Origin of the sequence: Streptosporangium sp. NPDC002524, from assembly GCF_040295985.1 — a bacterium.
In the GTDB taxonomy this organism is placed as follows: domain Bacteria; phylum Actinomycetota; class Actinomycetes; order Streptosporangiales; family Streptosporangiaceae; genus Streptosporangium.
Genome location: NZ_JBEOWK010000010.1, coordinates 264518 through 288113 on the forward strand (window position 1 = coordinate 264518; position 23596 = coordinate 288113).

Annotated in this window: 20 protein-coding genes; 10 read left to right on the forward strand and 10 right to left on the reverse strand. The window is 71.3% G+C overall.

Features of this window, described 5'->3' with window-relative positions:
- Positions 1-235: 235 nt before the first annotated feature.
- The 3 genes from ABT053_RS19730 to ABT053_RS19740 form a co-directional block, all read right to left on the reverse strand.
- Positions 236-868, reverse strand: coding sequence for an HNH endonuclease family protein (locus ABT053_RS19730; RefSeq protein ID WP_350970531.1), 633 nt, complete (start codon positions 866-868; stop codon positions 236-238).
- A gap of 276 nt (positions 869-1144) precedes the next feature.
- A complete protein-coding gene (locus ABT053_RS19735) occupies positions 1145-1864 on the reverse strand; it encodes a DUF8817 family protein (RefSeq protein WP_350970532.1) in 720 nt (239 codons plus the stop codon).
- Positions 1865-2121: 257 nt separating this feature from the next.
- Entirely contained in the window at positions 2122-2676 is a 555-nt protein-coding gene (locus ABT053_RS19740) for a PadR family transcriptional regulator (protein ID WP_350970533.1), read from the reverse strand.
- A gap of 194 nt (positions 2677-2870) precedes the next feature.
- On the opposite strand from ABT053_RS19740, the gene ABT053_RS19745 reads away from it, so the two are divergent.
- The 4 genes from ABT053_RS19745 to ABT053_RS19760 all read left to right on the forward strand — a co-directional run bounded on the left by ABT053_RS19745 (position 2871) and on the right by ABT053_RS19760 (position 6868).
- Positions 2871-4016 (forward strand): Gfo/Idh/MocA family protein, encoded by a 1146-nt coding sequence (locus ABT053_RS19745; protein WP_350970534.1) that lies wholly within the window; start codon positions 2871-2873, stop codon positions 4014-4016.
- Positions 4013-5152, forward strand: coding sequence for a dihydrodipicolinate synthase family protein (locus ABT053_RS19750; protein ID WP_350970535.1), 1140 nt, complete (start codon positions 4013-4015; stop codon positions 5150-5152). Before ABT053_RS19745 ends, ABT053_RS19750 begins: the two co-directional genes overlap by 4 nt.
- Positions 5149-5994: a sugar phosphate isomerase/epimerase family protein gene (locus ABT053_RS19755; protein WP_350970536.1), complete on the forward strand. Its 846-nt coding sequence runs from the start codon at positions 5149-5151 to the stop codon at positions 5992-5994. The genes ABT053_RS19750 and ABT053_RS19755 overlap by 4 nt, the downstream gene beginning before the upstream one ends.
- A gap of 127 nt (positions 5995-6121) precedes the next feature.
- A complete protein-coding gene (locus ABT053_RS19760; protein WP_350970537.1) occupies positions 6122-6868 on the forward strand; it encodes a hypothetical protein in 747 nt (248 codons plus the stop codon).
- 177 nt (positions 6869-7045) lie between these two features.
- On the opposite strand, the gene ABT053_RS19765 is transcribed toward ABT053_RS19760, so the two are convergent.
- Positions 7046-8038, reverse strand: a complete 993-nt coding sequence (locus tag ABT053_RS19765; protein ID WP_350970538.1) for a LacI family DNA-binding transcriptional regulator — start codon at positions 8036-8038, stop codon at positions 7046-7048.
- Positions 8039-8241: 203 nt separating this feature from the next.
- On the opposite strand from ABT053_RS19765, the gene ABT053_RS19770 reads away from it, so the two are divergent.
- Together ABT053_RS19770 and ABT053_RS19775 are read left to right on the forward strand one after the other, a co-directional pair.
- The gene (locus tag ABT053_RS19770) at positions 8242-9441 is read left to right on the forward strand and encodes a thiolase family protein (protein ID WP_350970539.1); all 1200 of its coding nucleotides are present in this window, start codon (positions 8242-8244) and stop codon (positions 9439-9441) included.
- Between the two features lie 86 nt (positions 9442-9527).
- The gene (locus tag ABT053_RS19775) at positions 9528-11603 is read left to right on the forward strand and encodes a 3-hydroxyacyl-CoA dehydrogenase NAD-binding domain-containing protein (protein ID WP_350970579.1); all 2076 of its coding nucleotides are present in this window, start codon (positions 9528-9530) and stop codon (positions 11601-11603) included.
- 133 nt (positions 11604-11736) lie between these two features.
- Here the strand turns inward: ABT053_RS19775 and ABT053_RS19780 are convergent, their stop codons facing one another.
- Complete coding sequence (locus tag ABT053_RS19780) at positions 11737-13197, reverse strand: amino acid permease (RefSeq protein WP_350970540.1); 1461 nt, start codon at positions 13195-13197, stop codon at positions 11737-11739.
- Between the two features lie 160 nt (positions 13198-13357).
- Here ABT053_RS19780 and ABT053_RS19785 point away from each other — a divergent pair, with 160 nt between their 5' ends.
- Entirely contained in the window at positions 13358-14032 is a 675-nt protein-coding gene (locus tag ABT053_RS19785; RefSeq protein ID WP_350970541.1) for a DedA family protein, read from the forward strand.
- Between the two features lie 80 nt (positions 14033-14112).
- On the opposite strand, the gene dxs is transcribed toward ABT053_RS19785, so the two are convergent.
- Complete coding sequence (dxs, locus tag ABT053_RS19790) at positions 14113-16032, reverse strand: 1-deoxy-D-xylulose-5-phosphate synthase (RefSeq protein ID WP_350970542.1); 1920 nt, start codon at positions 16030-16032, stop codon at positions 14113-14115.
- 182 nt (positions 16033-16214) lie between these two features.
- Here dxs and ABT053_RS19795 point away from each other — a divergent pair, with 182 nt between their 5' ends.
- The 3 genes from ABT053_RS19795 to ABT053_RS19805 all read left to right on the forward strand — a co-directional run bounded on the left by ABT053_RS19795 (position 16215) and on the right by ABT053_RS19805 (position 18815).
- Positions 16215-17090, forward strand: coding sequence for a neutral zinc metallopeptidase (locus tag ABT053_RS19795; RefSeq protein WP_350970543.1), 876 nt, complete (start codon positions 16215-16217; stop codon positions 17088-17090).
- Between the two features lie 231 nt (positions 17091-17321).
- On the forward strand, positions 17322-18104 hold the full coding sequence (locus ABT053_RS19800; RefSeq protein ID WP_350970544.1) for a neutral zinc metallopeptidase: 783 nt from the start codon (positions 17322-17324) through the stop codon (positions 18102-18104).
- 309 nt (positions 18105-18413) lie between these two features.
- The gene (locus ABT053_RS19805) at positions 18414-18815 is read left to right on the forward strand and encodes a hypothetical protein (RefSeq protein ID WP_350970545.1); all 402 of its coding nucleotides are present in this window, start codon (positions 18414-18416) and stop codon (positions 18813-18815) included.
- Positions 18816-18989: 174 nt separating this feature from the next.
- On the opposite strand, the gene ABT053_RS19810 is transcribed toward ABT053_RS19805, so the two are convergent.
- The 4 genes from ABT053_RS19810 to ABT053_RS19825 form a co-directional block, all read right to left on the reverse strand.
- Positions 18990-20198, reverse strand: a complete 1209-nt coding sequence (locus ABT053_RS19810) for an ROK family transcriptional regulator (RefSeq protein WP_350970546.1) — start codon at positions 20196-20198, stop codon at positions 18990-18992.
- A gap of 35 nt (positions 20199-20233) precedes the next feature.
- Positions 20234-21481 carry a sugar ABC transporter permease gene (locus ABT053_RS19815; protein ID WP_350970547.1) on the reverse strand — a complete coding sequence of 416 codons (1248 nt, stop codon included), beginning with the start codon at positions 21479-21481 and terminating at the stop codon, positions 20234-20236.
- Entirely contained in the window at positions 21478-22242 is a 765-nt protein-coding gene (locus ABT053_RS19820) for an ATP-binding cassette domain-containing protein (protein WP_350970548.1), read from the reverse strand. Before ABT053_RS19820 ends, ABT053_RS19815 begins: the two co-directional genes overlap by 4 nt.
- Positions 22243-22433: 191 nt before the next feature.
- The gene (locus tag ABT053_RS19825) at positions 22434-23552 is read right to left on the reverse strand and encodes a sugar ABC transporter substrate-binding protein (RefSeq protein ID WP_350970549.1); all 1119 of its coding nucleotides are present in this window, start codon (positions 23550-23552) and stop codon (positions 22434-22436) included.
- Between the last annotated feature and the right edge of the window lie 44 nt (positions 23553-23596).

Below are 23596 nucleotides of genomic sequence, written 5' to 3' on the forward strand. Positions count from 1 at the left end.
GGGGTTAGGGCCCGGCCCCCCCCCCCCCCCCGCGCCGGGGGGCGGGGGACCGGCCCGTGTACCCCCCCCACCCGGGCCGGGGGGCGCCCCCCCCCCTCCGATCGGAGGGGCGAGACGCCCGCCGTTCTCACGGGGAACGGGACGCTTCCCGGAAGAGACGCCCTCCGGGAAGGGCCGTTCCCGAAGCAGGGCCGTTCCTCAAGAAGGGACGTTCCTCACGGAAGGGAGGGGACGCTCAGCAGGTCGCGAGCATGCTCTGCAGGGCGCTCTTCTCCGAGCTCTGCAGCGTCAGCTTCCAGTAGAACTTCACCTGGATCCACGCCCTGGCGTAGGTGCAGTCGAAGCTTCCCAGCGGCGGCTGCCACGTCGAGGGGTCCTGGTCGCCCTTGGCCTGGTTGACGTTGTCGGTGACCGCCCACAGCTCGGGGCCGCCCAGGTCGTTGGCGTAGGACTGGCGCTGGGCGCTGGTCCAAGCGTAGGCGCCCGAGCGCCACGCCTCGGCGAGCGGCACCATGTGGTCGATGTCGACGTCGCTCGCCGCGGTCCAGGTGGCGCCGTCGAACGGGGAGTACCAGCGGCCGGAGGTGGCCGCGCAGCTGGAGTCGACGACGACTCCCGTACCGTCCCTCTTGAGCACCGTCTCGCGGGTGTTGCAGGCACCGCTGATGGTGATCCAGTGGTTGAACAGCGACCGGTTGTAGGAGGACTGGTTGGTCTCCGCGGCGACGGTGAGCGTCGCCAGCCTGCTGGCGGCGGTGGCCGCCGAGGGAATGTTCGGCGGGGTGGCCGACGCCGTCCCTGTCGTCAGGGAGACGGTGAGGAGGATTGCCGTGAGGGTGGCGGAAATCCCGGTGACGACTCGCTTCACGAGTGGCCCCTTCTGTCGCTCCACCTCGGCCAGTCGGGGGGTCTGGGCACGGCGAGAGGAGGACAGACGGAACGTCTCAACTCATGACAAATGCGGAAATGTCATGGTTTGACGACGAGTCAGGACACGCTTGGTCGGATACTGCCTTGGTCCACGACCGGATCCGTTTTGATCTGCGACGACTTCGCGACGACGGGCGCGCGGAAACGCGCGGGTCCCTCCTTCCCCCGCGAACGCGCCATGAAGATTGCGTAAACGCCGCGATCCTCGCGAGGTTCAGCCCGTCGAAAGGACCGTTTCGAGGTCGTCGGCACCGGCCAGCGACTCGGCCAGCCGTTCCCGCTCCGCGTCGTCCAGGGGGATCGCGCGGACGCGGGCCAGCAGCTCGCCCGCCCGCTCGCGGTCGGAGAGCGTCAGCGCTATCTCGGCGCGGTAGACGAGCGCTTCGACGAGGTCCGCGCCCGGCGTGTCCTGCGCCCGCGCCAGCGCGCCGTCGAGGATCTTGGCGGCCTGCCGGGGATCACCGTGGGAGTCGCCCATGACGACGGCGTTCTGCAGTGCCGTGGCGAGCTTGCCGGTCGGGGGTTCCTCCTGGGTCGCGTCCTTGGACGAGGGGAAGATCCGGATCCAGTTGCCTCCCGGGTCGACGATCGTGAACCCGGCGAGGTTGTCGACGTTCTTCCGCTTCCTGGGCCTGGTCATCCGGGGGATCCCGGAGACCAGGAGCTTTCCGTACGCGGATCGCATGCCCTCGGCGAAAGCACCGAAGAGAGCCCCGGTGTCGGGGACGGTGACGATGCAGGTGCCGTAGGAGTCTTCCGGCTTGAAGCCCGGGATGGTGAAGAAGTGCAGGTGGATGTCCTCCCGCCGCAGGGCGAGGTACGGGTTCGGGCGAACCTGGTGGTAGGTCCTGGTGAAACCCAGTGCGGTGTAGAACTCCTCGATCTCGTCGATCGATCGGCAGGGCAGTGCCGGAACGGTCGTCTCGTTGGCCATCGCGCTCCTCCGGATATGCAGTAGTCAAATTTTACTACTCCGGGCCCGAGTGTAGCGGCGACCAGAGGAGGGCGCCTCCCGGATTATCACGCTCCGCCCGGAAACGCCGCGCGCAAATGCCCCACGCATGAACACCCTCGGACGCCCCAGGCGCCTTCACGTGGAAACGCCCCCATGCTGAACACCAAACTGCGAAACCGCGACCGCCCGCGTTCGTCCACGCCCACCGGGAACCGGAGGCACCCGCGCGGCCTCCCTCAGGACGTGCGCGCGTCCCTCTCCAGGCGTTCGATCAGCCCGCGGGTCCACTCGGCGCCGCCGCCGGAGAAGTGCGTCCAGAGTCGCATGATCTCGGCGATCGGCTCCCAGTCCCGGGAGTCGGCCTCATCGGACGACCAGTGGCGCGCGACCTCCGCCCGCCAGCCCTCGAGCGCCGCCAGCCGCTCCTTCAGCAGCGCGACCACCTCTTCCCTGGGCAGGCAGGTGAGGAAGCCCACCCCGGCCGTCAGCTCGTCGATCTTCTGGTCGTGCCTGGCCAGGGCCGTGCGCAACATGCCCAGGAACTCCGCGTCGCCTTCGTCGGTGAGCTCGTACTCCACGCGCGGCGGCCCGCCCGCGGCGCTCGGCGCCAGCTCGTGGGCGCGCAGCAGCCCCTGCTTGGCCATCTGCCTGAGCGCGTGGTAGATCGAGCCGGGCTTGGCCGTGGACCACTCGTGCGCGCCCCAGCTCTCCAGGTCTCCGCGTACCTGGTAACCGTGCGCCCGGCCGCGCTCGCGGACGGCCCCGAGCACCAGCAGCCGGATGGCCGACACCCTGCCCCCATCTCCCAACGATCAGCGATCGGAGTTTACCGGTCCCGCTCCGCCGGACCGGCAGCCGCGAGGCTCCCGCGCCCCCCGCGCGGCGCCCTCCAGCTCATTCCTCCTTTCCCCTGGTGCTTGCAGCAGGCGGGACGGCTGCCGTACCGTGGAAAGGAAAGCGCTTTCCAACTGGAGGTCGGAGAAAGATGTCCCCCCAAAGCATCGGCGTCGTGATGAACGGTGTCACGGGCCGCATGGGCTACCGCCAGCACCTGGTCCGATCGGTCCTGGCGATCAACGAGCAGGGCGGCGTGACGCTGTCGGACGGCGGGAGGGTTCTGCTCAGGCCGGTGCTGGTGGGCCGGAGCGCGGAGAAGCTGGAGAGGCTGGCGGGCGCGCACGGCATCGCGGACTGGACCACCGACCTCGACACCGCCCTCGCGGACGACGCCAACCTGATCTACTTCGACGCCCAGGTCACCCAGGCCCGGGTGAAGGCCGTGCTCGCGGCGATCGAGGCGGGCAAGCACATCTACGCGGAGAAGCCGACCGCCGAGACGCACGGGGACGCGCTCGCGCTGGCCGAGGCCGCGACCGCGCGGGGCGTGAAGAACGGCGTCGTGCAGGACAAGCTCTTCCTCCCGGGCCTGCTCAAGCTCAAGCGCCTGATCGACGGCGGCTTCTTCGGCCGGATCCTGTCGGTGCGCGGCGAGTTCGGCTACTGGGTCTTCGAGGGCGACTGGCAGGACGCGCAGCGCCCGTCGTGGAACTACCGCACCGAGGACGGCGGCGGCATCGTCCTCGACATGTTCCCGCACTGGGCGTACGTGCTGGAGAACCTGTTCGGCCGGGTCACCTCGGTCTACGCCCAGGCCGTCACCCACATCCCCGAGCGGGTGGACGAGCGCGGGGAGAGCTACCGGGCCACCGCCGACGACGCCGCCTACGGGGTGTTCGAGCTGGAGGGCGGGACCATCGCGCAGATCAACTCCTCCTGGAGCGTCAGGGTGAACCGCGACGAGCTGGTGGAGTTCCAGGTGGACGGCACGCACGGCAGCGCCGTCGCGGGCCTGCGCAACTGCCGGTTCCAGCACCGCGCCGCCACCCCCAAGCCGGTCTGGAACCCCGACCTGCCCGCCACCGCCCGCTTCAGGGACGGCTGGCAGGAGGTCCCCGACAACGCCGAGTTCGACAACGGCTTCAAGATCCAGTGGGAGCTGTTCGTCCGCCACGTGGCCGAGGATGCGCCCTTCCCCTACGACTTCGCCTCGGGCGCGCGCGGCGTCCGCCTCGCCGAGCTGGGCCTGCGCTCCTCCGCGGAGGGCCGCCGCCTGCCGGTGGAACCCCGATGACCGCCCTGAGGATCGCGCTGCCCGGCGGGGAGCACACCCTGCGCGAGCCGGTCACCTGGACCAGGCCCGCGGGCCCGGCCGCGAGCCGCGTCGTCTACGCCGCCGCCCACGTGGTCGCCGACCCGCTCGGCGACAACACCCCCGGCTCCCCCGCCGCCGTCGACTGGGACGCCACCCTGCGCTTCAGGAACCACCTGTGGTCGTACGGGCTGCGGGTCGCCGACGCCATGGACACCGCCCAGCGCAACATGGGCCTCGACTGGGCGGCCACCCGCGAGCTGATCCGGCGCAGCGCCACCGAGGCGAAGGCCTTCGGCGACCCGGCGGAGCTGGTGGCCTGCGGCGCGGGCACCGACCAGGCCCCGCACGCCCGGACCCTGGACGAGGTCGTGGCGGCCTACGCCGAGCAGATCGAGACCGTGCGGGACGCGGGCGCCGGGGTCATCGTGATGGCGAGCCGCCAGCTGGCCGCGATCGCGCGGGGCCCGGAGGACTACCACCGGGTCTACGGCGAGCTGTTCTCCCGGATCGACCGGCCGGTGATCCTGCACTGGCTGGGCGAGATGTTCGACCCGAACCTGGCGGGCTACTGGGGCTCGCGGGACGTGCCCGAGGCCACCGCCTCGTTCCTGTCGCTGATCCGCGACCACGCGGCGAAGGTGGACGGGGTGAAGGTCTCGCTGCTGGACGCCGGGCACGAGATCGGGCTGCGCGCGGCGCTGCCCGAGGGCGTGCGGCTCTACACCGGCGACGACTTCAACTACCCCTCGCTGATCAGGTCGGGCAGCCACGCCCTCCTGGGGATCTTCGACGCGATCGCCCCCGCCGCCGCCGCGGCCCTGGAGGCGCTCGACGCGGGCGACCTCGGGCGGTACGACGAGATCATGGAACCCACGGTCCCGCTCTCGCGGAAGATCTTCGAGGCGCCGACGTACAACTACAAGACGGGCATCGTCTTCCTGGCGTGGCTCAACGGCCACCAGGACGCCTTCAGCATGGTCAACGGCGCCCAGGCGGCCCGTTCCCTGCCCCACCTGGCCGAGGTGTTCCGCCTGGCCGACCGGGCCGGGCTGCTGGCCGACCCCGGGCTGGCGGTCTCCCGGATGCGCTCCCTGCTGGCGGTGAACGGCCTGTGAGCGCGTACGCGAGCCGGTTCTCGCTGAACCAGTGGACCACGAAGCGGTGGTCGGTGGCCGAGGCCGTCGACGGGTGCGCGCGGCACGGCGTCGAGGCGATCGGCCTGTGGCGGCAGGACGTCGCCGCGCAGGGCCTGGAGCGGACCGTGAAGCTCGTCGCGGACGCCGGGCTGCGGGTGTCGTCGCTGTGCCGGGGCGGGTTCCTCACCTCCGGCGGCCCCGAGGCCCTGGACGACAACCGCAGGGCGATCGACGAGGCCGCGACGCTGGGCGCCGCCTGCCTGGTCATGGTGGTCGGCGGCCTGCCCGGCGTGGTGCCCGGCGAGCCGCTGGGCACGATCTCCCGCGACCTGCCCGCCGCGCGGGAGCGGGTCGCCGAGGCGCTGGCCGTGCTGGCCCCGTACGCGGGCGAGCGCGGGGTGCGGCTCGCCCTCGAACCGCTGCACCCGATGTACTGCGCCGACCGGGCCGTGCTGTCCACCCTCGGCCAGGCCCTCGACCTGGCCGAGGCGCACCCCGCCGGGCAGGTGGGCGTCGTCGTCGACACCTTCCACGTGTGGTGGGACCCCCGGGTGCTGGAGGAGATCGCCAGGGCCTCGGGCCGGATCGCGAGCTACCAGGTGTGCGACTTCCTGTCGCCGCTCCCCGCCGACGTGCTGCTCGGCCGGGGGGTGATGGGCGACGGGGTGATCGACTTCGCTCCGCTGACCCGCGCGGTGGCCGAGGCGGGCTACACGGGGGACATCGAGGTGGAGATCTTCAACGCGGACGTGTGGGCCGCCGACCCCGACGCGATCCTGGCCAGGGTGAAGGCCGCCTTCGCCGAGTTCGTCGGCGATTGACCCATGGTCCCCCGCCACGGCGTCCCGGGGGCGGGGGACCGTTCCAACACGCGGGAAAAGGCGTTTGCCCGGCCCGGATTACCGCTTCACGTTGGAGTGACATGGCAGGTACTCGTACGGTAGGGGTATGACGACCGCAGAAAGCGAAGCCAGCCCCGCCGTACAGCGGCCGCCGGAACATGTGATGGCCGTACTGGAAGCGATCAGGGAGTGGGAGGCGGCCAACCCCGACTCGGCCCCCTCCGGCCAGGGAGAGGCGATCCTCTGGGCCCTGGGCAAGCGGGAGCAGGCGCCGATCAGCGGCCGCCCCACCAACGGATCCCCGCCCTCACTCGCCGACGCCCGCGCCGAGATCGACGCCGCCGAGCGGGTTCCGCGCGAGGGCCGGGTCGTACCGGCCGACGGGGTCATCAGCACCCTGAACTGGCTGATCGGCGCCAAGGACGGCCTGCCCATCCCCGGCCGCCGGTCCTCGGAGGGCTGGGGACACCTGGTCGGCGGGCGCGGCGTGATCCTGCGCACCGAGGCCGAGATCGCCAGGATCGCCGAGCTGGCCGGCGAGGGCCGGCCCAACGCGTCGGGCGAGTGGGAGAAGGAGTGGTGCTCGGGCACCATCGCCGTGTGCGAGTGGGTCCTCGGCACTCGCCGCAAGTCCCCGGTCCGTAACACGCCCCGCCCCATCCACGGGCCGACCGGCCTCAACCTCGGCATGGAGGAGAGCGCGGCCGAGGACGTCTCCCGGCAGCTCGGCCGGGGCCGCCAGCACTCCCCCGGCTACGGCGACGGGGTCATCAGGACGATTCGCTGGCTGCGCGGGCAGATCATCGTCCCGCCGGTCAACGAGCAGGGAAACCCCGTTCCCGGCATGCGCTGACCCTCCGGCACCTCCCCCTCTCCCCCTACGACACGAGCGGCCCGGACACCCGGAAGGTGTCCGGGCCGCTCGCCGTGACGACCCGCGTCACCCCGGGCCACCCCGTGCCACCCTGGGCGTCACCGCGTCCGGCCCACCCCGGCGAACGACGGACCGGCCTCCCGTCACGGAGGCGTGTCACCCCAGGCCGCGGGTGCTCTCCCGGAGGATCACCTCTCCGGTCACGGTCTCGGTCCTGGACCCCCCGGCCGGGTCGAGGGCCAGCTCCAGCGCGCGGACGCCCATGTCGGCGAGCGGCAGCCGTACGGTGGACAGCGAGGGAACCAGGTCCCGCAGGGTGAAGATGTCGTCGAAGCCGGCCACGGAGACGTCCTCGGGGACCCGGATGCCCCGGTCCCTGAAGGCGGCCAGGGCGCCCACCGCCATCACGTCGTTCACGGCGAAGACGCAGGTGATCCCGGACACCTGGGTGGCCGCCGCGTAGCCGCCCTCCCGGTCGAAGGAGCCGTGCAGGACGCGCGGCGCGGGCAGGCCGAGCTCCTCCAGGGCGGCGCCGAACCCCTCCACCCGGTCCCTGGGCGCGATCAGCCAGTCGGGCCCGGCGAGGATCGCGAAGTTGCGGTGCCCCAGCCCGGCGAGGGCGCGGGCGAGCTCGGCGGCGCCCAGGCGGTTGTCCGGGACCACCGTGTCGACGCCGAGCAGGTTCTGGCCCACGCAGGCGACCCGGCCCCCGGACTCCCGGTAGTGGTCGAGCTCCGTCCGCAGCCGCCGGGTCATCTCCGGGTCGGTGACCCGGGAGCCGACGAGCAGCACGGCGCGGACCCGCTGGGCGTTGAGCGTCGAGACGTAGGCGATCTCCCGCTGGGGGTCGCGGTGGGTGGTGCCGATCATGACCATGAGCCCCTGGCTCTCGGCCACCCGCATGGCCCCGTCGGCGATCGCGGCGAAGTAGGGGTCGGTGAGGTCGTGGACGACCAGGCCGATCACGTTGCTGGCCCCCCTGGCGAGGGTCTGCGCGGCCACGTTGGTGCGGTATCCCAGCTCGGCGGCGGCCAGCTCCACCTTGGCACGCAGGGAGGCGCCCACCTGCCGGGTGCTGCCGTTGAGCACCCGCGACGCCGTGGCGAGCGAGACGCCCGCCTGCCGGGCGACATCCTCAAGCGTGACCACCGACAACCTCCCGGAAAGCGTTTTCCAACGTCTGCCAGGGTTACCCGCGCCCCCGCGTCCACGACACGGCCTGCGAGGTGGGGCCGTAAACCCGCACACCCTTGGGGACAACTTACCCACCTCTCGCCCGCCCGGCCGCGCCAAGCGTTGTTACTGACGAGTAGCATGGTGGGGAAGCCATCCAGCAACGAGGAGCGAACCCCGTGCCTTCGTCTCGTGACGTCGTATTCGTCGACGGTGTGCGCACACCATTCGGCAGGTCGGGCCCCAAGGGCCTGTACGCCGAGACGCGCGCCGACGACCTGGTGATCCGCGTCATCCGCGAGCTGATCCGGCGTAACCCGAATCTGCCTCCCGAGCGCGTCGACGAGGTGGCCATCGCGGCCACCACGCAGATCGGCGACCAGGGCCTCACCCTGGGCCGTTCCGCCGCGATCCTGGCCGGGCTGCCCAAGACCGTGCCCGGCTACTCCATCGACCGCATGTGCGCGGGCGCGATGACCGCGGTGACCTCGGTCGCCGGCGGCATCGCCTTCGGCGCCTACGACGTCGCCATCGCCGGCGGCGTCGAGCACATGGGCCGCCACCCCATGGGCGAGGGCGTCGACCCCAACCCCCGCTTCCTGGCCGAGCAGCTCGTGGACGGCTCCGCCCTCGTCATGGGCATGACCGCCGAGAACCTCCACGACCGCTACCCCTCCATCACGAAGGACCGCGCGGACGCCTTCGCCCTCGCCTCCCAGGAGAAGGTCGCCAAGGCGTACGCCGACGGCAGGATCCAGCCGGACCTGGTCCCGACGGCGATCCGGTCGGCGGAGAAGGGCTGGGGGCTCGCCACCGCAGACGAGGCGCCCCGCCCCGGCACCACGCTGGAGGGCCTCGCCGGGCTGAAGACCCCGTTCCGCCCGCACGGCCGGGTCACCGCGGGCAACGCCTCCGGCATCAACGACGGCGCCACCGGCTGCGTCCTGGCCGCCGCCGACGTCGCGGACGAGCTCGGCCTCACGCCGAAGATGCGCCTGGTCTCGTACGCCTTCGCGGGCGTGGACCCCGAGGTGATGGGCGTCGGGCCGATCCCGTCCACCGAGCGGGCGCTGCGCCTGGCCGGGCTCTCCGTCTCCGACCTGGGGCTGTTCGAGATCAACGAGGCGTTCGCCGTGCAGGTGCTGGCGTTCCTGGAGCACTTCGGCATCGCCGACGACGACCCCCGGGTGAACCCCTACGGCGGCGCCATCGCCTTCGGCCACCCGCTCGCCTCCTCCGGGGTGCGCCTGATGACGCAGCTCGCCCGCGAGTTCGGCGAGCGCCCCGACGTCCGCTACGGCGTGACCACGATGTGCGTGGGCCTGGGCATGGGCGGAACGGTCATCTGGGAGAACCTCGGCTGGGAGGGCGAGAAGTGACGGACATCAAGCCGGGCACCACGACGGGCACCACGACGGGCACTGCAGGCGGCACGGGCGGCACGGGCACCGCGGGCGCCACGGACATCACCAACCTCTTCGCCGACGAGGTCGTCACCCGGGCGGTCGTCCGCGACGTGGAGCTGCCCTTCGGGGCGGGCACCATGGCCCTGATCACGCTGGACAACGGCTTCGACCACACCAAGCCGTCGACGTTCGGCCCCGGCGGGCTGACCTCGCTGGGCGAGGCCCTGGACGCGGTCGCCGGGCGCGGCGACCTGGCGGCGGTGGGGGTCGTCGGCAAGCCGTTCGTCTTCGCCGTCGGCGCCGACCTCAAGGGCGCCGCGCTGGTCTCCGAGCGGGAGCAGGCGCTGCGGATCGGCAGGCTGGGGCACGACGTGTTCCGCCGCCTCGGCGAGCTGGACGTGCCGTCGTTCGCGTTCGTCAACGGCGCGGCGATGGGCGGCGGCCTGGAGGTCGCGCTGCACTGCACGTACCGGACCATCTCCTCCGGCGTGCCCGCCGTGGCGCTGCCCGAGTGCTTCCTCGGCCTCGTCCCCGGCTGGGGCGGCACCCAGCTGCTGCCCCGGCTGGTCGGCCCGGCCGCGGCCGTCAAGCTGATCGTCGAGAACCCGCTCGCGCAGAACCGCGTGACCAGGGGCCCGGAGGCGTTCGCGCTCGGGGTCGCCGACGCGATGTTCGAGCCCGCCGACTTCCTGGAGGAGTCGCTGCGCTGGGCCGCCCAGGTGCTGCGCGGTGACGTGACGGTCTCCCGCACCGACCACACCGGGGACGACACCGGGCAGGACTGGGCCAAGACGGTCGCCGACGCGCGCTTCCTGCTCGACATGAGGCTGCACGGCGCCTCCCCGGCCCCGTACCGGGCGCTGGAGCTGGTCGAGCTGGCCCGCACCGCCTCGCGCGACGAGGGCTTCGACGCCGAGGACCGGGCGCTGGCCGACCTCCTCATGGGCGACGAGCTCCGCGCGGGCCTGTACTCCTTCGACCTGGTCCAGCGGCGGGCCAAGAGGCCCGCGGGCGCCCCCGACAAGGCGCTGGCCCGCAAGGTCACCAAGGTCGGCGTCGTCGGCGCGGGCCTGATGGCCTCGCAGATGGCGCTGCTGTTCGCCCGCCGCCTGGAGGTCCCGGTCGTGCTGACCGACCTGGACCGGGAGCGGCTGGACAGGGGCGTCGGCTACGTCCACGCCGAGGTGGACAAGCTGCTCGGCAAGGGCCGCGTCTCCGCCGACCAGGCCAACCGGCTCAAGTCCCTGGTGACCGGCTCGCTGACCAAGGACGCTTTCGCCGACGCCGACTTCGTCATCGAGGCCGTGTTCGAGGACATGAAGGTGAAGCGGAAGGTGTTCGCCGAGGTGGAGGAGGTCGTCTCCGCCGAGTGCGTGCTGGCCACCAACACCTCCTCGCTGTCGCTGACCGAGATGGCCTCGGGGCTGCGCCACCCGGAGCGCGTGGTGGGCTTCCACTTCTTCAACCCGGTCGCGGTGATGCCGCTGCTGGAGATCGTGCGGGGGGCGGAGACCGACGACGCGACGCTCGCCACGGCCTTCTCCGTCGGGCGGTCGCTGAAGAAGTCGTCGGTGCTGGTCAAGGACGCGCCCGCGTTCGTGGTCAACCGCCTGCTGACGCGCTTCATGGGCGAGGTGATCGGCGCCGTCGACGAGGGCACCCCGCTGGAGGTCGCCGACCACGCGCTGGACGGGCTCGGCCTGCCGATGACCCCGTTCGCGCTGATGCAGCTCGTTGGCCCCGCCGTGGCGCTGCACGTCGCCGAGACGATGCACGAGGCCTTCCCGGCCCGCTACGGGGTGTCGGAGAACCTCGCCCGGCTCGTCGCGGCCGGTAAGCCGGGCGTCTACGCGCCGGACTTCTCGCTGGACCCCGAGGCGGTGGCCCTCTTCACCGGCGGCACCTCCCCGTCGACGGCGGAGGAGGTGCGGCTGCGGGCGCTGCGGGCGCTGGCCGAGGAGATCCGCCTCATGCTCCAGGAGGGCGTGGTCTCGGCTCCCCAGGACATCGACCTGTGCATGATCCTCGGCGCGGGCTGGCCGTTCCACCTGGGCGGCGTCACGCCGTACCTCGACCGGGCGGGCATCTCCGAGCCGCGCTTCCTGCCGCCGGGCGTGGCCTCGGTCCCCGCCTGACGATCCGTCCCCCGTACGGCTCCCCCGCCCTCCCGCGGACAGGGGAGCCGTACGGCTCGCGGGGAGCGCCCCGGCTCAACCGAGGACGCTCCGGCTCATCGGCAGCGCGGACGCTCGCCGGGAGCGCGCCGGCCTACCGGGAGTGCTCCGACAGCCTGCTGTGCCGGTAGCCGTACCCGAAGTAGATGACGACCCCCAGCAGCATCCACGCCACGAACCTGAGCCAGGTCTCCACCGGGAGGTTGAGCATCAGGTAGAGGCAGGCGAGCACCGACAGGACCGGCACCAGCGGCACCAGCGGGGTGTGGAAGGAACGCGGCAGGTCGGGGCGGGTGCGTCGGAGGATGACCACCGCGATCGAGACCACCACGAACGCGAAGAGCGTGCCGATGTTGACCAGCTCGGCGATGGTGGCGAGCGGCACCAGCCCGGCCAGGGCCGCGACGACGACGCCCATCATGATGGTGATGAGGTACGGGGTCCGGTACTTGGGGTGCACCTTGGCCAGCCCGCGCGGCAGCAGGTTGTCGCGGCACATGGCGAACATCACCCGCGACATGCCCATCATGAGGATCATCACGACCGTCGTCAGGCCCGCCAGGGCGCCGACGCTGATCAGCGACGCGGCCCAGGTCTGGCCGACCGCCTTGAACGCGTCGGCCAGCGGCGCCGCCTCGCTCAGCTGCCCGTAGGGCTGCATGCCCACGACGACGAGGGAGACCGCGACGTAGAGCACCGTGCAGATGCCGAGCGAGGCCAGGATGCCGATGGGCAGGTCCCGCTGCGGGTTGCGCGTCTCCTCGGCCGCGGTGGCGACCACGTCGAAGCCGATGTAGGCGAAGAACACGATGGCCGCGGCGCTGAAGATACCCAGCACCCCGAACGCGACCGGGGTGATCCCGAACAGCACCTGGATCAGCGGCGCGGACAGCCCCTCCACCGCGGGGGTCACCTTCGACGGCGGGACGAACGGGGTGTAGTTGGCGGCCCTGACGAAGAACAGCCCGGCCACGACGACCAGCAGGATGACCGCGAGCTTGATCGTGACGATGACCAGGTTGAACCGGGACGACAGCTTGATCCCGACGACCAGGACCGCGGTGAGGACGAGCACGATCAGCGCGGCGGGCAGGTTGAACGCCGCCCCCTCCCCGGCGATCGCGCCCGGCAGTGTTATCCCCAGGGACGCCAGCAGCGAGGTCAGGTATCCCGACCAGCCGACCGCGACGACCGCGGCGCCGAGCATCATCTCCAGCATCAGGTCCCAGCCGATGATCCAGGCGGGGAACTCGCCGAGGGTGGCGAAGGCGAAGGTGTACGCGGACCCCGCCGCCGGGACGGTGGAGGCGAACTCGGCGTAGCAGAGCGCCGCCAGCGCGCAGACGATGCCCGCGACCACGAACGACAGGGCGACCGCGGGCCCGGCCATCTCCCTGGCGACCCGGCCTGTGAGCACGAAGATGCCGGTGCCGATGACGACGCCGATGCCGAAGACGGTGAGGTCCAGCGCGCTGAGATCCTTGCGCAGCCGGTGTTCCGGTGCCTCGGTATCCGAGATCGACTGCTCCACCGACTTGACGCGCAAGACACTCATGGTCCCTCCTCGACCGCCGGCACTGTGTTGCAGATCACATGCCCAGCGGACGGGCCGCCGAACGGCGAACTCCCGGGATGTTTGGGAAGCGGCGAACTCGGGGTTGTCTAGGGGACGGTCCCCGATGCCGCCCGCCGCCTCCGGCCGCGATCCTGGGGGCATGCTCCTGGACATGCTGCAGTCGTCGTCTCCGTACCTGGTCGGCTCGATACTCCTCGCGGTGCTGGCGTTCGCCGGATCGCTGGTCCCCGGGGTCGCGGCGATCCTCGTGGCGGGGGCGGCGCTGGCGGACCCCTGGGGCGTCGCGGTGGTGGCACTCGCCGGGTGCGCGGGATGCGTCCTGTACGCGACCGGCGGCTGGCTCGTCGGCCGCCGGTACGGATCGCGGCTGCGCGGCGGCGGGGCCGGGCGCCGGATCGGCGAGCGGCGCTGGTCGCGGGCCGAGCGGCTGGCCACGGCGACGGGCGCGGGCAGCGGCCCGGCGCTCGCGGCGGCCTTCTTCCTGCCCGTGGTCGGCTGGCTCACCCCGATCGCGGCCGGGGCCCGGAGCGTGCCGTACACGCGTCTCGTCCGCTGGGCCCTGGCGGGCGGCGCGGCCTGGGTGACCGTCTACCTGTCGCTGGGGGCCCTCGCGGGCGACTTCCTGCGCCAGAACCGGCACCTGCTGGTGCCGATCCTCGTGTGCGTGGCCGTCGTGGTCGCGGCCCTCCTCGTGATCAACCACCGCGCCCGCCCGTCCCGGGAGGGGACGGGCGACGCGGGTGACACGAGCGACGTGAACGACACGAACGGCGCCACCGGCTCCGGCGACGCGACCGGGAGGATCCTCGGGTGACCGGGCCGGAACGCCCCCGGGCGGCCGGGCACGGCGCGCCGGGGGCGCTGTGAGGGCGCCGGGGGCACTGTGGGGCGCTGTCAGCGGGTCGGGTGGTTCTCCAGGACCGGGGAGCGCTTCGCGATCGCCTCGGTGATCTGGCGGGCGATGTCCTGCGAGGTCAGGCCGATCTCGCCGAGGATCTTCGGGCGCTTGGCGTGGTCGAGGAAGCGCTGCGGGATGCCGTAGGTGCGGACCGGGACGTCCACGTCGGCGTCGCGCAGCATGCGGGCCACCGCGTCGCCGACCGCGCCCACCCGGCCGTTGTCCTCGACCACCGCGACCAGCTTGTGGGCGCGGGCGGCCGGGACGAGGGCCTCGTCCAGGGGCTTGACCCAGCGCGGGTCCACCACCGTGGCGGAGATGCCTTGGGCGTCGAGCAGGTCGGCGGCCTCCAGGCACAGCTCGGCCATCGGGCCGACGGCCACGAGCAGCACGTCGGGGTCGCCCGCGCGCAGCACGTCCATCTCGCCGAGGCGGCCGACCGCCTCGAACTCGGCGGCCACCGCTCCCTTGGGGTAGCGCACGACGGTCGGGCCGTCGTCGATCTCCACGGCCTCGGCCAGCAGCTCGCGCAGGCGGGGCTCGTCGCGGGGGACGGCGACCGACAGGCCGGGGACGACCTGCAGGATCGACAGGTCCCACATGCCGTTGTGGCTGGCGCCGTCGTCGCCGGTGACGCCCGCCCGGTCGAGCACGACCGTGACGGGGAGCCGGTGCAGGGCGACGTCCATCAGGAGCTGGTCGAAGGCCCGGTTGAGGAAGGTGGCGTAGACGGCCACCACCGGGTGCAGGCCGCCGAGCGCCAGGCCGGCGGCGCTGGTGAGGGCGTGCTGCTCGGCGATGCCGACGTCGTAGAGGCGGTCGGGGTAGGCCTCGGAGAACGGGATCAGGCCGGTGGGGCCGAGCATCGCGGCGGTGATCGCCACGATGTCGCGCCGCTCGGCGCCCAGGCGCACCATCTCCTGGCCGAAGACGTTGGTCCAGCCGTGCGGCTTCGGCTTCTCCTCACCGGTCAGCGGGTCGAAGACGCCCGGCGAGTGGAAGCAGTCCTCGTCGTGGTTCTCCGCCGGGGAGTAGCCGAAGCCCTTCTTGGTGAGCACGTGCACGATGACCGGGCGGCGGAAGTCGCGGGCCCTGCGCAGCGCGGCCTCCACGGCCTGCTCGTCGTGTCCGTCGACCAGCCCGATGTACTTCAGGCCGAGGTCCTCGAACATGACCTGCGGGGCGAGGACGTCCTTGAGGCCCTTCTTGACGCCGTGCAGGGCGTCGTAGACGGGGGAGCCGACGACCGGGACCTTGGTCAGGTTGCCCTTGACGAAGTCGAGCACGTCCTCGTAGCGCTGGTTCGTGCGCAGGGAGGCCAGGTGGGAGGCGAGCCCGCCGATGGTCGGCGAGTAGGAGCGGCCGTTGTCGTTGACCACGATGATCAGCGGCAGGTCCTTGCGCCCCGCGATGTTGTTGAGCGCCTCCCAGGCCATGCCCCCGGTGAGCGCCCCGTCCCCGATCACCGCGACGACCGTGCGGTCGGCCTCGCCCTTGAGCCGGTACGCCTTGGCCAGGCCGTCGGCGTACGACAGGGCGGTCGAGGCGTGGGAGTTCTCGATGACGTCGTGCTCGGACTCGGCCTGGCTCGGGTAGCCCGACAGGCCGCCCTCCTGGCGGAGCGTGCCGAACTGCCCGGCCCGGCCGGTGAGCATCTTGTGGACGTAGGCCTGGTGGCCGGTGTCCCACAGGATGCGGTCGTACGGAGAGTCGAAGACCCGGTGCAGCGCGATCGTCAGCTCGACGACGCCGAGGTTGGGACCGAGGTGACCGCCGCTGCGAGCGGTGGAGGAGATCAGAAGATCCCTGATCTCGGCGGCGAGGACCGGTAGCTCGTCCGCCGCCAGGCGCTTGAGGTCCCCTGGTCCCTTGACCGACTCCAGAAGATTTCCAGGCTGCCCGGTCCGCTCGCTCACGGAATCATCCTCTCTGTCCAGTCAACGTCACGACGAGTCTAGTTGCGATGGGGGACGCAACCTCCGGGAGCGGGGATTCTGCACGTTTTATCCACACTTGCAATAACCTTTGCCCCACCATGAAAACTCTCCCCTTTGGGCAACTTTCATCGCTTGTTGCCGCCTCGTTGACGTTTGCCCTGGTGACGGGCCTGGGCCCCGCCAGCGCGTCCGCCTCGCAGACCGTCGCGCCCTCCGCCTCGCAGCAGGTCGCGCCGGTCACAGGGACGACGTCGGGTACGAACACCTCCACCGCCTCCACCACCGGGGATGCCTCCAGCGCCCCCACCGCCTCCACCACCGGAGTGCAGGCGCCCCCGCGCGGCCGGGCCGCCGCGACGGCCAGTCCCCTCTACCGCACCGGCACCCTGCCCACCATGCGCTGCCAGGCCGGACAGATCCGCGCGGGGAGCGCGGCCTCCTACCGCGCCTTCGTCACCAAGCTCATCCGCTGCCTGAACCTGGCCTGGAAGACCCAGTTCAGGAAGACCAACCTGGCGTTCTCCCACCCCAAGCTGCGTTTCTCCACCACCAAGGTGACCACCCCCTGCGGCCGGTGGCCCAGCAGCGCCGGGGGGCTGTACTGCTCCAGCAACCGCACCATCTACATCGGTGTCACGCGTGAGGTCCTGAAGAACGCCCAGCCGGCCAACCACGCCCAGTTCATCGCCCACGAGTACGGCCACCACGTGCAGCGCCTCGCGGGCATCATGGACTACTACGGCCGCAGCATCTGGCGGGCCTCCTCCTCCGCCAAGCTGGCCTTCTCCCGCCGCCTCGAACTGCAGGCCGACTGCCTGGCCTCCGCCTTCCTGCGCCAGGCCGCCGACGACCTGCCGGTCGAGCAGGCGCAGTGGGACGCGATGGTCAGCTGGGTCAGCGCCAACGGGCACAAGAACTGGCCCAAGAACGACCACGGCAAGGGCCGCAGCCAGGCGTACTGGATGGAGCGCGGCTTCGACGCGGGCTCCCCGTCCGGCTGCAACACCTGGTCGGCCCCCTCCGGCCGCGTCGCCTGAGCCGCGTGACCCGCCCGGGTCGCCCGATCCCCGGAACGCCGCGCGCCGCCTGACTCACCGGCACGAGGCCGGCCGACTCAACGGCACGAGACCCGGCCGACTCCCGATACGAGACCTGCCGCCCGGCACGAAGCCCGGCTCCGGCACGAAACCGCGATATGCGGCCACACTTCATAGGGTGGCCGCATATCCGCTTTACCCCCCCTTTAACCTCCCCTAGGGTTGAGAATCATGCGCATCCCCCTTATCGCACTGCTCTCCGGCGTGCTCATCAGCACGCTGCTCGCCGGTACGGCGGGCGCCGCGGTCACCACCGGCCACCTCGCGCCGGTGCCCACGGGCAAAGCCGCCCTGACCGCCAACCCGATCTACAAGACGGGCAAGCTCGAGCCGGATGCCTGTCCCGAGCAGCCGGTCTACAACGACGACCTGGCGACCGCCGAGACCTATCTCAGCTTCGCTCTGGACTGCCTCAACGAGGGCTGGGAGTACCAGTTCGCCAAGGCGAAGCTGCCGTTCTCCAAGCCCAGGTTCGTGGTCACCACGCGCCTCGGCGTCCCGACCGGCTGCGGCAAGTTCCCCAAGGGCGCCCAGGCGGTCTACTGCTCGCTGAACAAGAAGATCACCTTCTATCTCGACAAGGGGATCCTCTCCCAGGCGACCGAGCTGTTCCTGCTGCAGACCCTGGCCCACGAGTACGGCCACCACGTCCAGCAGCTCTCCGGGATCCTGCCCACGGTGTTCAAGCGGAAGTACAAGAACGACAGGGAGTACCTGCCCGAGCTGCGCAAGGTCGAGCTCCAGGCCGAGTGCCTGAGCGGCGCCTTCATCGGCAGCATCTGGCGCTCCCTCGGCCGCCGCGAGTCGGACTTCAGGTACGTCCTGAGCGCCGCCTACAGCACGGCCAGCCACGGCACGACCAAGAGCATCACCTACTGGGTGACCCGCGGCTTCCAGCAGGAGACCCCCGGCTCCTGCAACACCTTCTCCGCCCCCAAGTCCAGGGTCGCCTGACCTCCCGACCCCCTGACCTTCAGCCCTCTTGATCTTCGCGACCACCCGCCGCCGTCCCGTCGGACGCGCGACGGGTGGTCGTTCTTTTCCACCCGGTGTAAGTCTTCTCCTCCGGGGGATGCGGCTCCCGTCCCCCCGCCCGCCCGGCCCGGACGATCTCCCCGGAAAAGGCGACCACGAGTGGCGACGGGACCGTGACGTTCGGTAACCTGGCGACGCCGCCTGAGCAACCCTCCCCGTAAGCGTCCTCCACGCCACGGAAACCAGGTTCGGTCCCCCCGCTGGTCGACGGCAAGGAGAAAGACAGACATGAACACCACGGACACCCGCATGCGCGTCCTGGAAACGGACGTCGCCACGCTCCGTCTGGCGAACGAGGAGAACAAGGTGATCAACATCGGGATCGTCGAGGTCCTGACCGACCTGCGAACGGAGATGTCCGAGCTCCGCACGGAGATGTCTGGATTCCGGACGGACATGGACAAACTCCGCGCCGGGCAGGACGAGCTTCGCGCCGAGATGCGCGCGGGACAGGACGAACTGCGCGCCGAGATGCGGACCGGCCACGCCGAGCTCCGCGAGGAGATCTCCGTGGTCAAGCGCTCCGTCGGCAACCTGGAGCTCTCCATGAAGCGCGTCGAGGGTGACGTCGCCGAGCTCAAGGCCGGTCACATCGAGCTGCGCCACCTGGTCGCCGGTCTCGTGAAGTAACCCTCGCACCGCCGTCGGCACCCACGGGCCCTGGGTGCCGACGGCGCGTCGCCCCGGCGATCGCCGCAGCACAAGAATCACGGACAGCCGCAGAACACGAGTCACGGACCGCCACGAAACGCGCGTCGCCCCGGACCACGGACCGCGACGGCCAAAAAGCCCCCGCAGCGGGATTCAGGAGCCCGCGCGGGCGAGGACTTCCAGAGGGTCCGCGAGGACCTGGGAGAAGGCCAGTTCGGCGGCGCCGACGAGGGTGGCGTCATCGCCGAGGGCCGAGGTGCGCAGGCGCAGGTGCTCGCGGCACGGGGGCAGGGCGTCGAGGGCGAGGCGGCTGCGGACCTGCGCGGCGGAGCCGAGGTAGATCTCCCTGAGCGTGCCCCCGAAGACGACCATCTCGGGGTTGAACAGGTTGACGAGGTTGGATACGCCCAGGCCGAGCCAGTCGCCGACGCGGCTCAGGGCCGCCTGCGCGACGACGTCCCCCCGGTCGGCGGCGTCGACCGCGGCGCGGACGGCGTCCCTGCCGACCCGGGAGCCGAAGCGGCCCGCGGCCTCCAGGAAGGCGCGCTCCCCGACCTCGGCCTCCAGGCAGCCGTGCGAGCCGCACCCGCAGAGCCGCCCCTTGTCGGGGTTGACGATCATGTGCCCGACCTCGCCGCCGAAGCCCAGGTGACCGCCGAGCAGCTGGCCGTTGACGATCACTCCCCCGCCGATGCCGACGTCGCCGTGGAGGTAGACGAGGTCGCGGCAGCCGACGCCGACGCCCCGGGTCTGCTCGGCGAGGGCGGCGAGGTTGGCGTCGTTGCCGACGGTGACCGGCAGGCCGAAGGCGAGCCGCCGGGCCATCTCGTCGGCGAACGGCACGTCGTCCACGGTGACCATGTTGGGCCCGAACCTGACGACCCCGTCGCCGCGCCCCACTCCCCCGGAGAAGGCCGCCGCCACCCCGACGCACACCGTGTCGGGGCGGGTCCTGCGGTGCATCTGCCGGACGAAGGCGGCGAGCGGGCCGACGATCTCCTCCAGGGAGAAGTCCCCTCGCCGCCGCGCCGTCTCGCGGCGGTCGAGGATGGTGCCGCCCAGGCCGACGCGGGCGGCGACCAGCCGGTCGACGCCCACGTCGAGGGCGAACACGTAGACCCGCGCCGACTCCGGGCGGACCACCAGGGACGGGCGCCCCGCCCTGCCCGTCTCCCTGGGGAGTTCCTCCCTGACCAGCCCCGCGGCGGTCAGGTCGGCGGTGAGGGCCATGATGGTGCTGCGGTTGAGGCCCATCCGGTTGGTGAGTTCCGCACGCGAGGTGGGGCCGCTCAGATGGACGTGCCGAAGCAGGGCCCCGAGGTTGTGGCGCCTGATCTCCTCCTGGGAGGGGCCTGCCCGCATGACGTGATGTTCCTTCGGTGAATCGGAGTCGCTGATCACCTTAGACCAGTGGCGGCCGCCCGCTTGCGGGACAGCGCGTCCACCATGGCGGCCAGCAACAGGACCGATCCGGTCACCATGAACTTCACCCCGGAGCTGTAGCCCATCAGGCCCATGCCGTTCTCGATGACCGCGACCACGGCACCGCCGAGAATGGCGTCCAGCACCCGGCCCTTGCCGCCGAACAGGCTGGTGCCGCCGATGACGGCGGCGCCGACCGCGTAGAGCAGCACGTTGCTGCCGCCGGTGTTGGGGTCGACCGAGCTGGCCCGCGAGGCGGCGATGATGCCGCCGACGGCGGCCATGGAGGAACAGATCACGAAGGCGCTGATCTTCATCCGGTCGACGTTGATGCCCGCGCGGCGCGCGGCCTCGGCGTTGCCGCCGACCGCGTACAGGTGGCGGCCGTACGCCGTGCGGCGGAGCACGAACGTCAGGATCAGCAGCAGCACCACGATGATGGGCACCACGAGCGGCACGCCCGCCAGGGAGACGACGGCGACGTTGCGGCTGCGCTCGATGTTGAGGAAGTAGACGGCGAGGCCGCCGAGCAGCGCGAGGCTGCCGACCCTGACCGCGATCAGCGAGATCGGGTCGGAGGTGAGGCCGCGGGAGGCGCGCTTGCGGGCGCGCAGCAGCTGGAGCCCGGCGTAGGCGGCGACGCCCACGGCCAGCAGGATCCAGCCCAGCGTGGGCGGGAGGTTCTTGTTCGCGATCGACAGGATGGTCTCGTCGCGGATGGCGACGATGGTGCCGCCCTTGACGAGCAGCAGGACCAGCCCCTGGAAGGCGAGGAAGGCCGCGAGCGTCACCACGAACGACGGGATCCCGAGTTTCGCGACGACGGCGCCGATCGAGGTGCCGATCACCACGCCGGTGAGGATCGCCGCGCCCACCGCCACGTACCAGGGCAGCCCCTGGCTGCTGAGCATGATCGCGAGCACCGCGGCGCAGACACCGCTGGCGTAACCCGCCGACAGGTCGATCTCGCCGAGGAGCAGCACGAAGACCAGGCCCATCGCGATCACGGTGACCGCGGCGCCCTGGGTGAACAGGTTGGCGAAGTTGCCCGAGGTGAGGAAGGAGGGCCGCAGGATGGCGAAGATCGTGCAGAGCACCACGAGGCCGAACACCGCGGGCAGCGCGCCCATGTCGCCCCCGCGTACCCTCTCGGCGTAGCCGCGGACGTTGGTCCTGATCGAGGGTGCCTCGTGTACGGTCTTCGGCGAAATCGTGGCGGTCATACGGTGACTCCGTTGGTGAGGCCGAGGTCCCCGCTGCGGCCGGAGGTGATCAGTTCGACGACCTGCGCGTGGGTGACGTCCGAGGTCTTGACCTGGGCCGCCATCCGGCCGAGGTAGAGGGTGGCGATCCGGTCGGACACGGCGAAGACGTCGTTCATGTTGTGCGAGATCAGGACGACGGCCAGGCCCTGGTCGGCGAGGCGCCGCACCAGTTCCAGCACCTGCGCCGTCTGGGCGACGCCGAGGGCGGCGGTCGGCTCGTCGAGGATGACGACCTTGCTGTTCCACAGCACGGCCTTGGCGATGGCCACCGTCTGGCGCTGGCCGCCGGAGAGGCTGGCGACGAGCTGGCGGATGGACTTGACGGTCCTGACCGACAGGCTCTCCAGGGTCCTGGCCGCCATCTCCTCCATCGTGTCCTCGTCGAGGACGATGCCGCGCTTGTGCTCGCGGCCGAGGAACATGTTCTGGACGATGTCGAGGTTGTCGCAGAGCGCGAGGTCCTGATAGACGATCTCGATGCCCAGGTCGGCCGCGTCGCGCGGGCTGCCGATCTGGACGGGCTTGCCGTCGAAGAAGTACTCGCCGGAGTCGATCGGGTGGATGCCTCCGACGCACTTGACGAGGGTGGACTTGCCTGCGCCGTTGTCGCCGACCAGCGCGGTCACCTCTCCGGCGTACGCGGAGAGGGAGACGTCGTGCAGGACCTGTACGGGACCGAAACTCTTGTCGATCCCGCGGAGTTCCAGTGCGGGGGTCATGGGGTTGTGCTCCCTGTGTTCATTTCGCGCGGCGAAGCTCGCGCGGGTCGGGCGCCTGCGGGCGGCGTCCCGTCCCGTGGGCCGGGAGACGTCCGCCTGCCGCGTCTCCCGGCGCACAGGATGAGGTGTGCCGCGATCGAGCGCGAGGGCGCGGCCGGTCAGGGGGAACGACCGGCCGCACCCTCCACGCCCTACTGGATTCCGGCCTCGGTGCACTTGTCGGCGAACTCGCCGGTGCACAGCTCGTCCTTGGTCACGAAGCCGTCGGCGACGACGTCCTTGACGCTGTCGAAGAAGATCGGCTGCGGGTCGAGGAGGACGGCGGGCACGTCGGCGCCGCTCTCGGTGTCCTTGACGCTCCCGGTCGCCGCGGGCTTCTCGCCCTTGGCCAGGCCGATGGCGAGCTCGGCGGCCGCGTCGGCCTCCTTCTTGATCGCCTTGTAGACCGTCATGCACTGGTCGCCTGCGAGGATGTTCTGCAGGCCCTGCACGGTGGCGTCCTGGCCGGTGACCGGGACCTTGCCGTTCAGGTTGTTCTTCTTCAGGACCGAGATGGCGGCGTTGCCGAGACCGTCGTTGGCGGCCAGGACGCCGGCGATCTTCGGCTGCTCGGTGAGCATCTGCTCGAAGATCGTGCCGGCCTGGGCGTTGTCCCAGTCGGGGACGGACTGGTCCGGGCCCTTGACGTAGTCGCCGGAGTCGTACTTGGCCTTGAGCACGCCGTCGTAGCCGTTCTTGAACAGCGTGGCGTTGTTGTCGGTCGGCGAGCCGTTGAGCTCGGCGACGATCGGCTTCTCGGCCTTCTTGTCGGTCAGGCACTTCACCAGGCCCTCACCCTGCAGGGTGCCGACCTTGGTGTTGTCGAAGCTGACGTAGTACTGGGCGCCGCCGTTGAGGGTGAGGCGGTCGTAGTCGATGGTGGCGACGCCCTGCCCCTTGGCCTTGTCGAGCACGGCCTTGCCGGTGCCGCTGTCAAGGTTGACGATCATCAGGACCGTGGCGCCGTTGGTGATCATCTGGTCGGCGATGGTCTGGAACTGGGTCTTGTCGCCCTGGGCGTTCTGGATGTCGTAGGCGACACCCGCGGCCTTGAACGCCTCCTCCAGGTACTTGCGGTCCGCGGTCTCCCAGCGGGCGGAGGACTTGCTGTCGGGAAGGATGACGCCGACCTTGCCCGCGGCGGCGGCCGTGCTCTCCGCAGGGGCGGCACTGCTCGAAGCGCTGGTCTCGGGGGTGTCGCTCCCGCAAGCGGTGAGGCCGAGGGTCATCGCCGCGGCGGCGGCGGTAAGGCTGAGGATCCCCTTGCGCATGGTGCACGGGTCCTTTCTTCGAAATTGGGGGGTACGGACGTGCG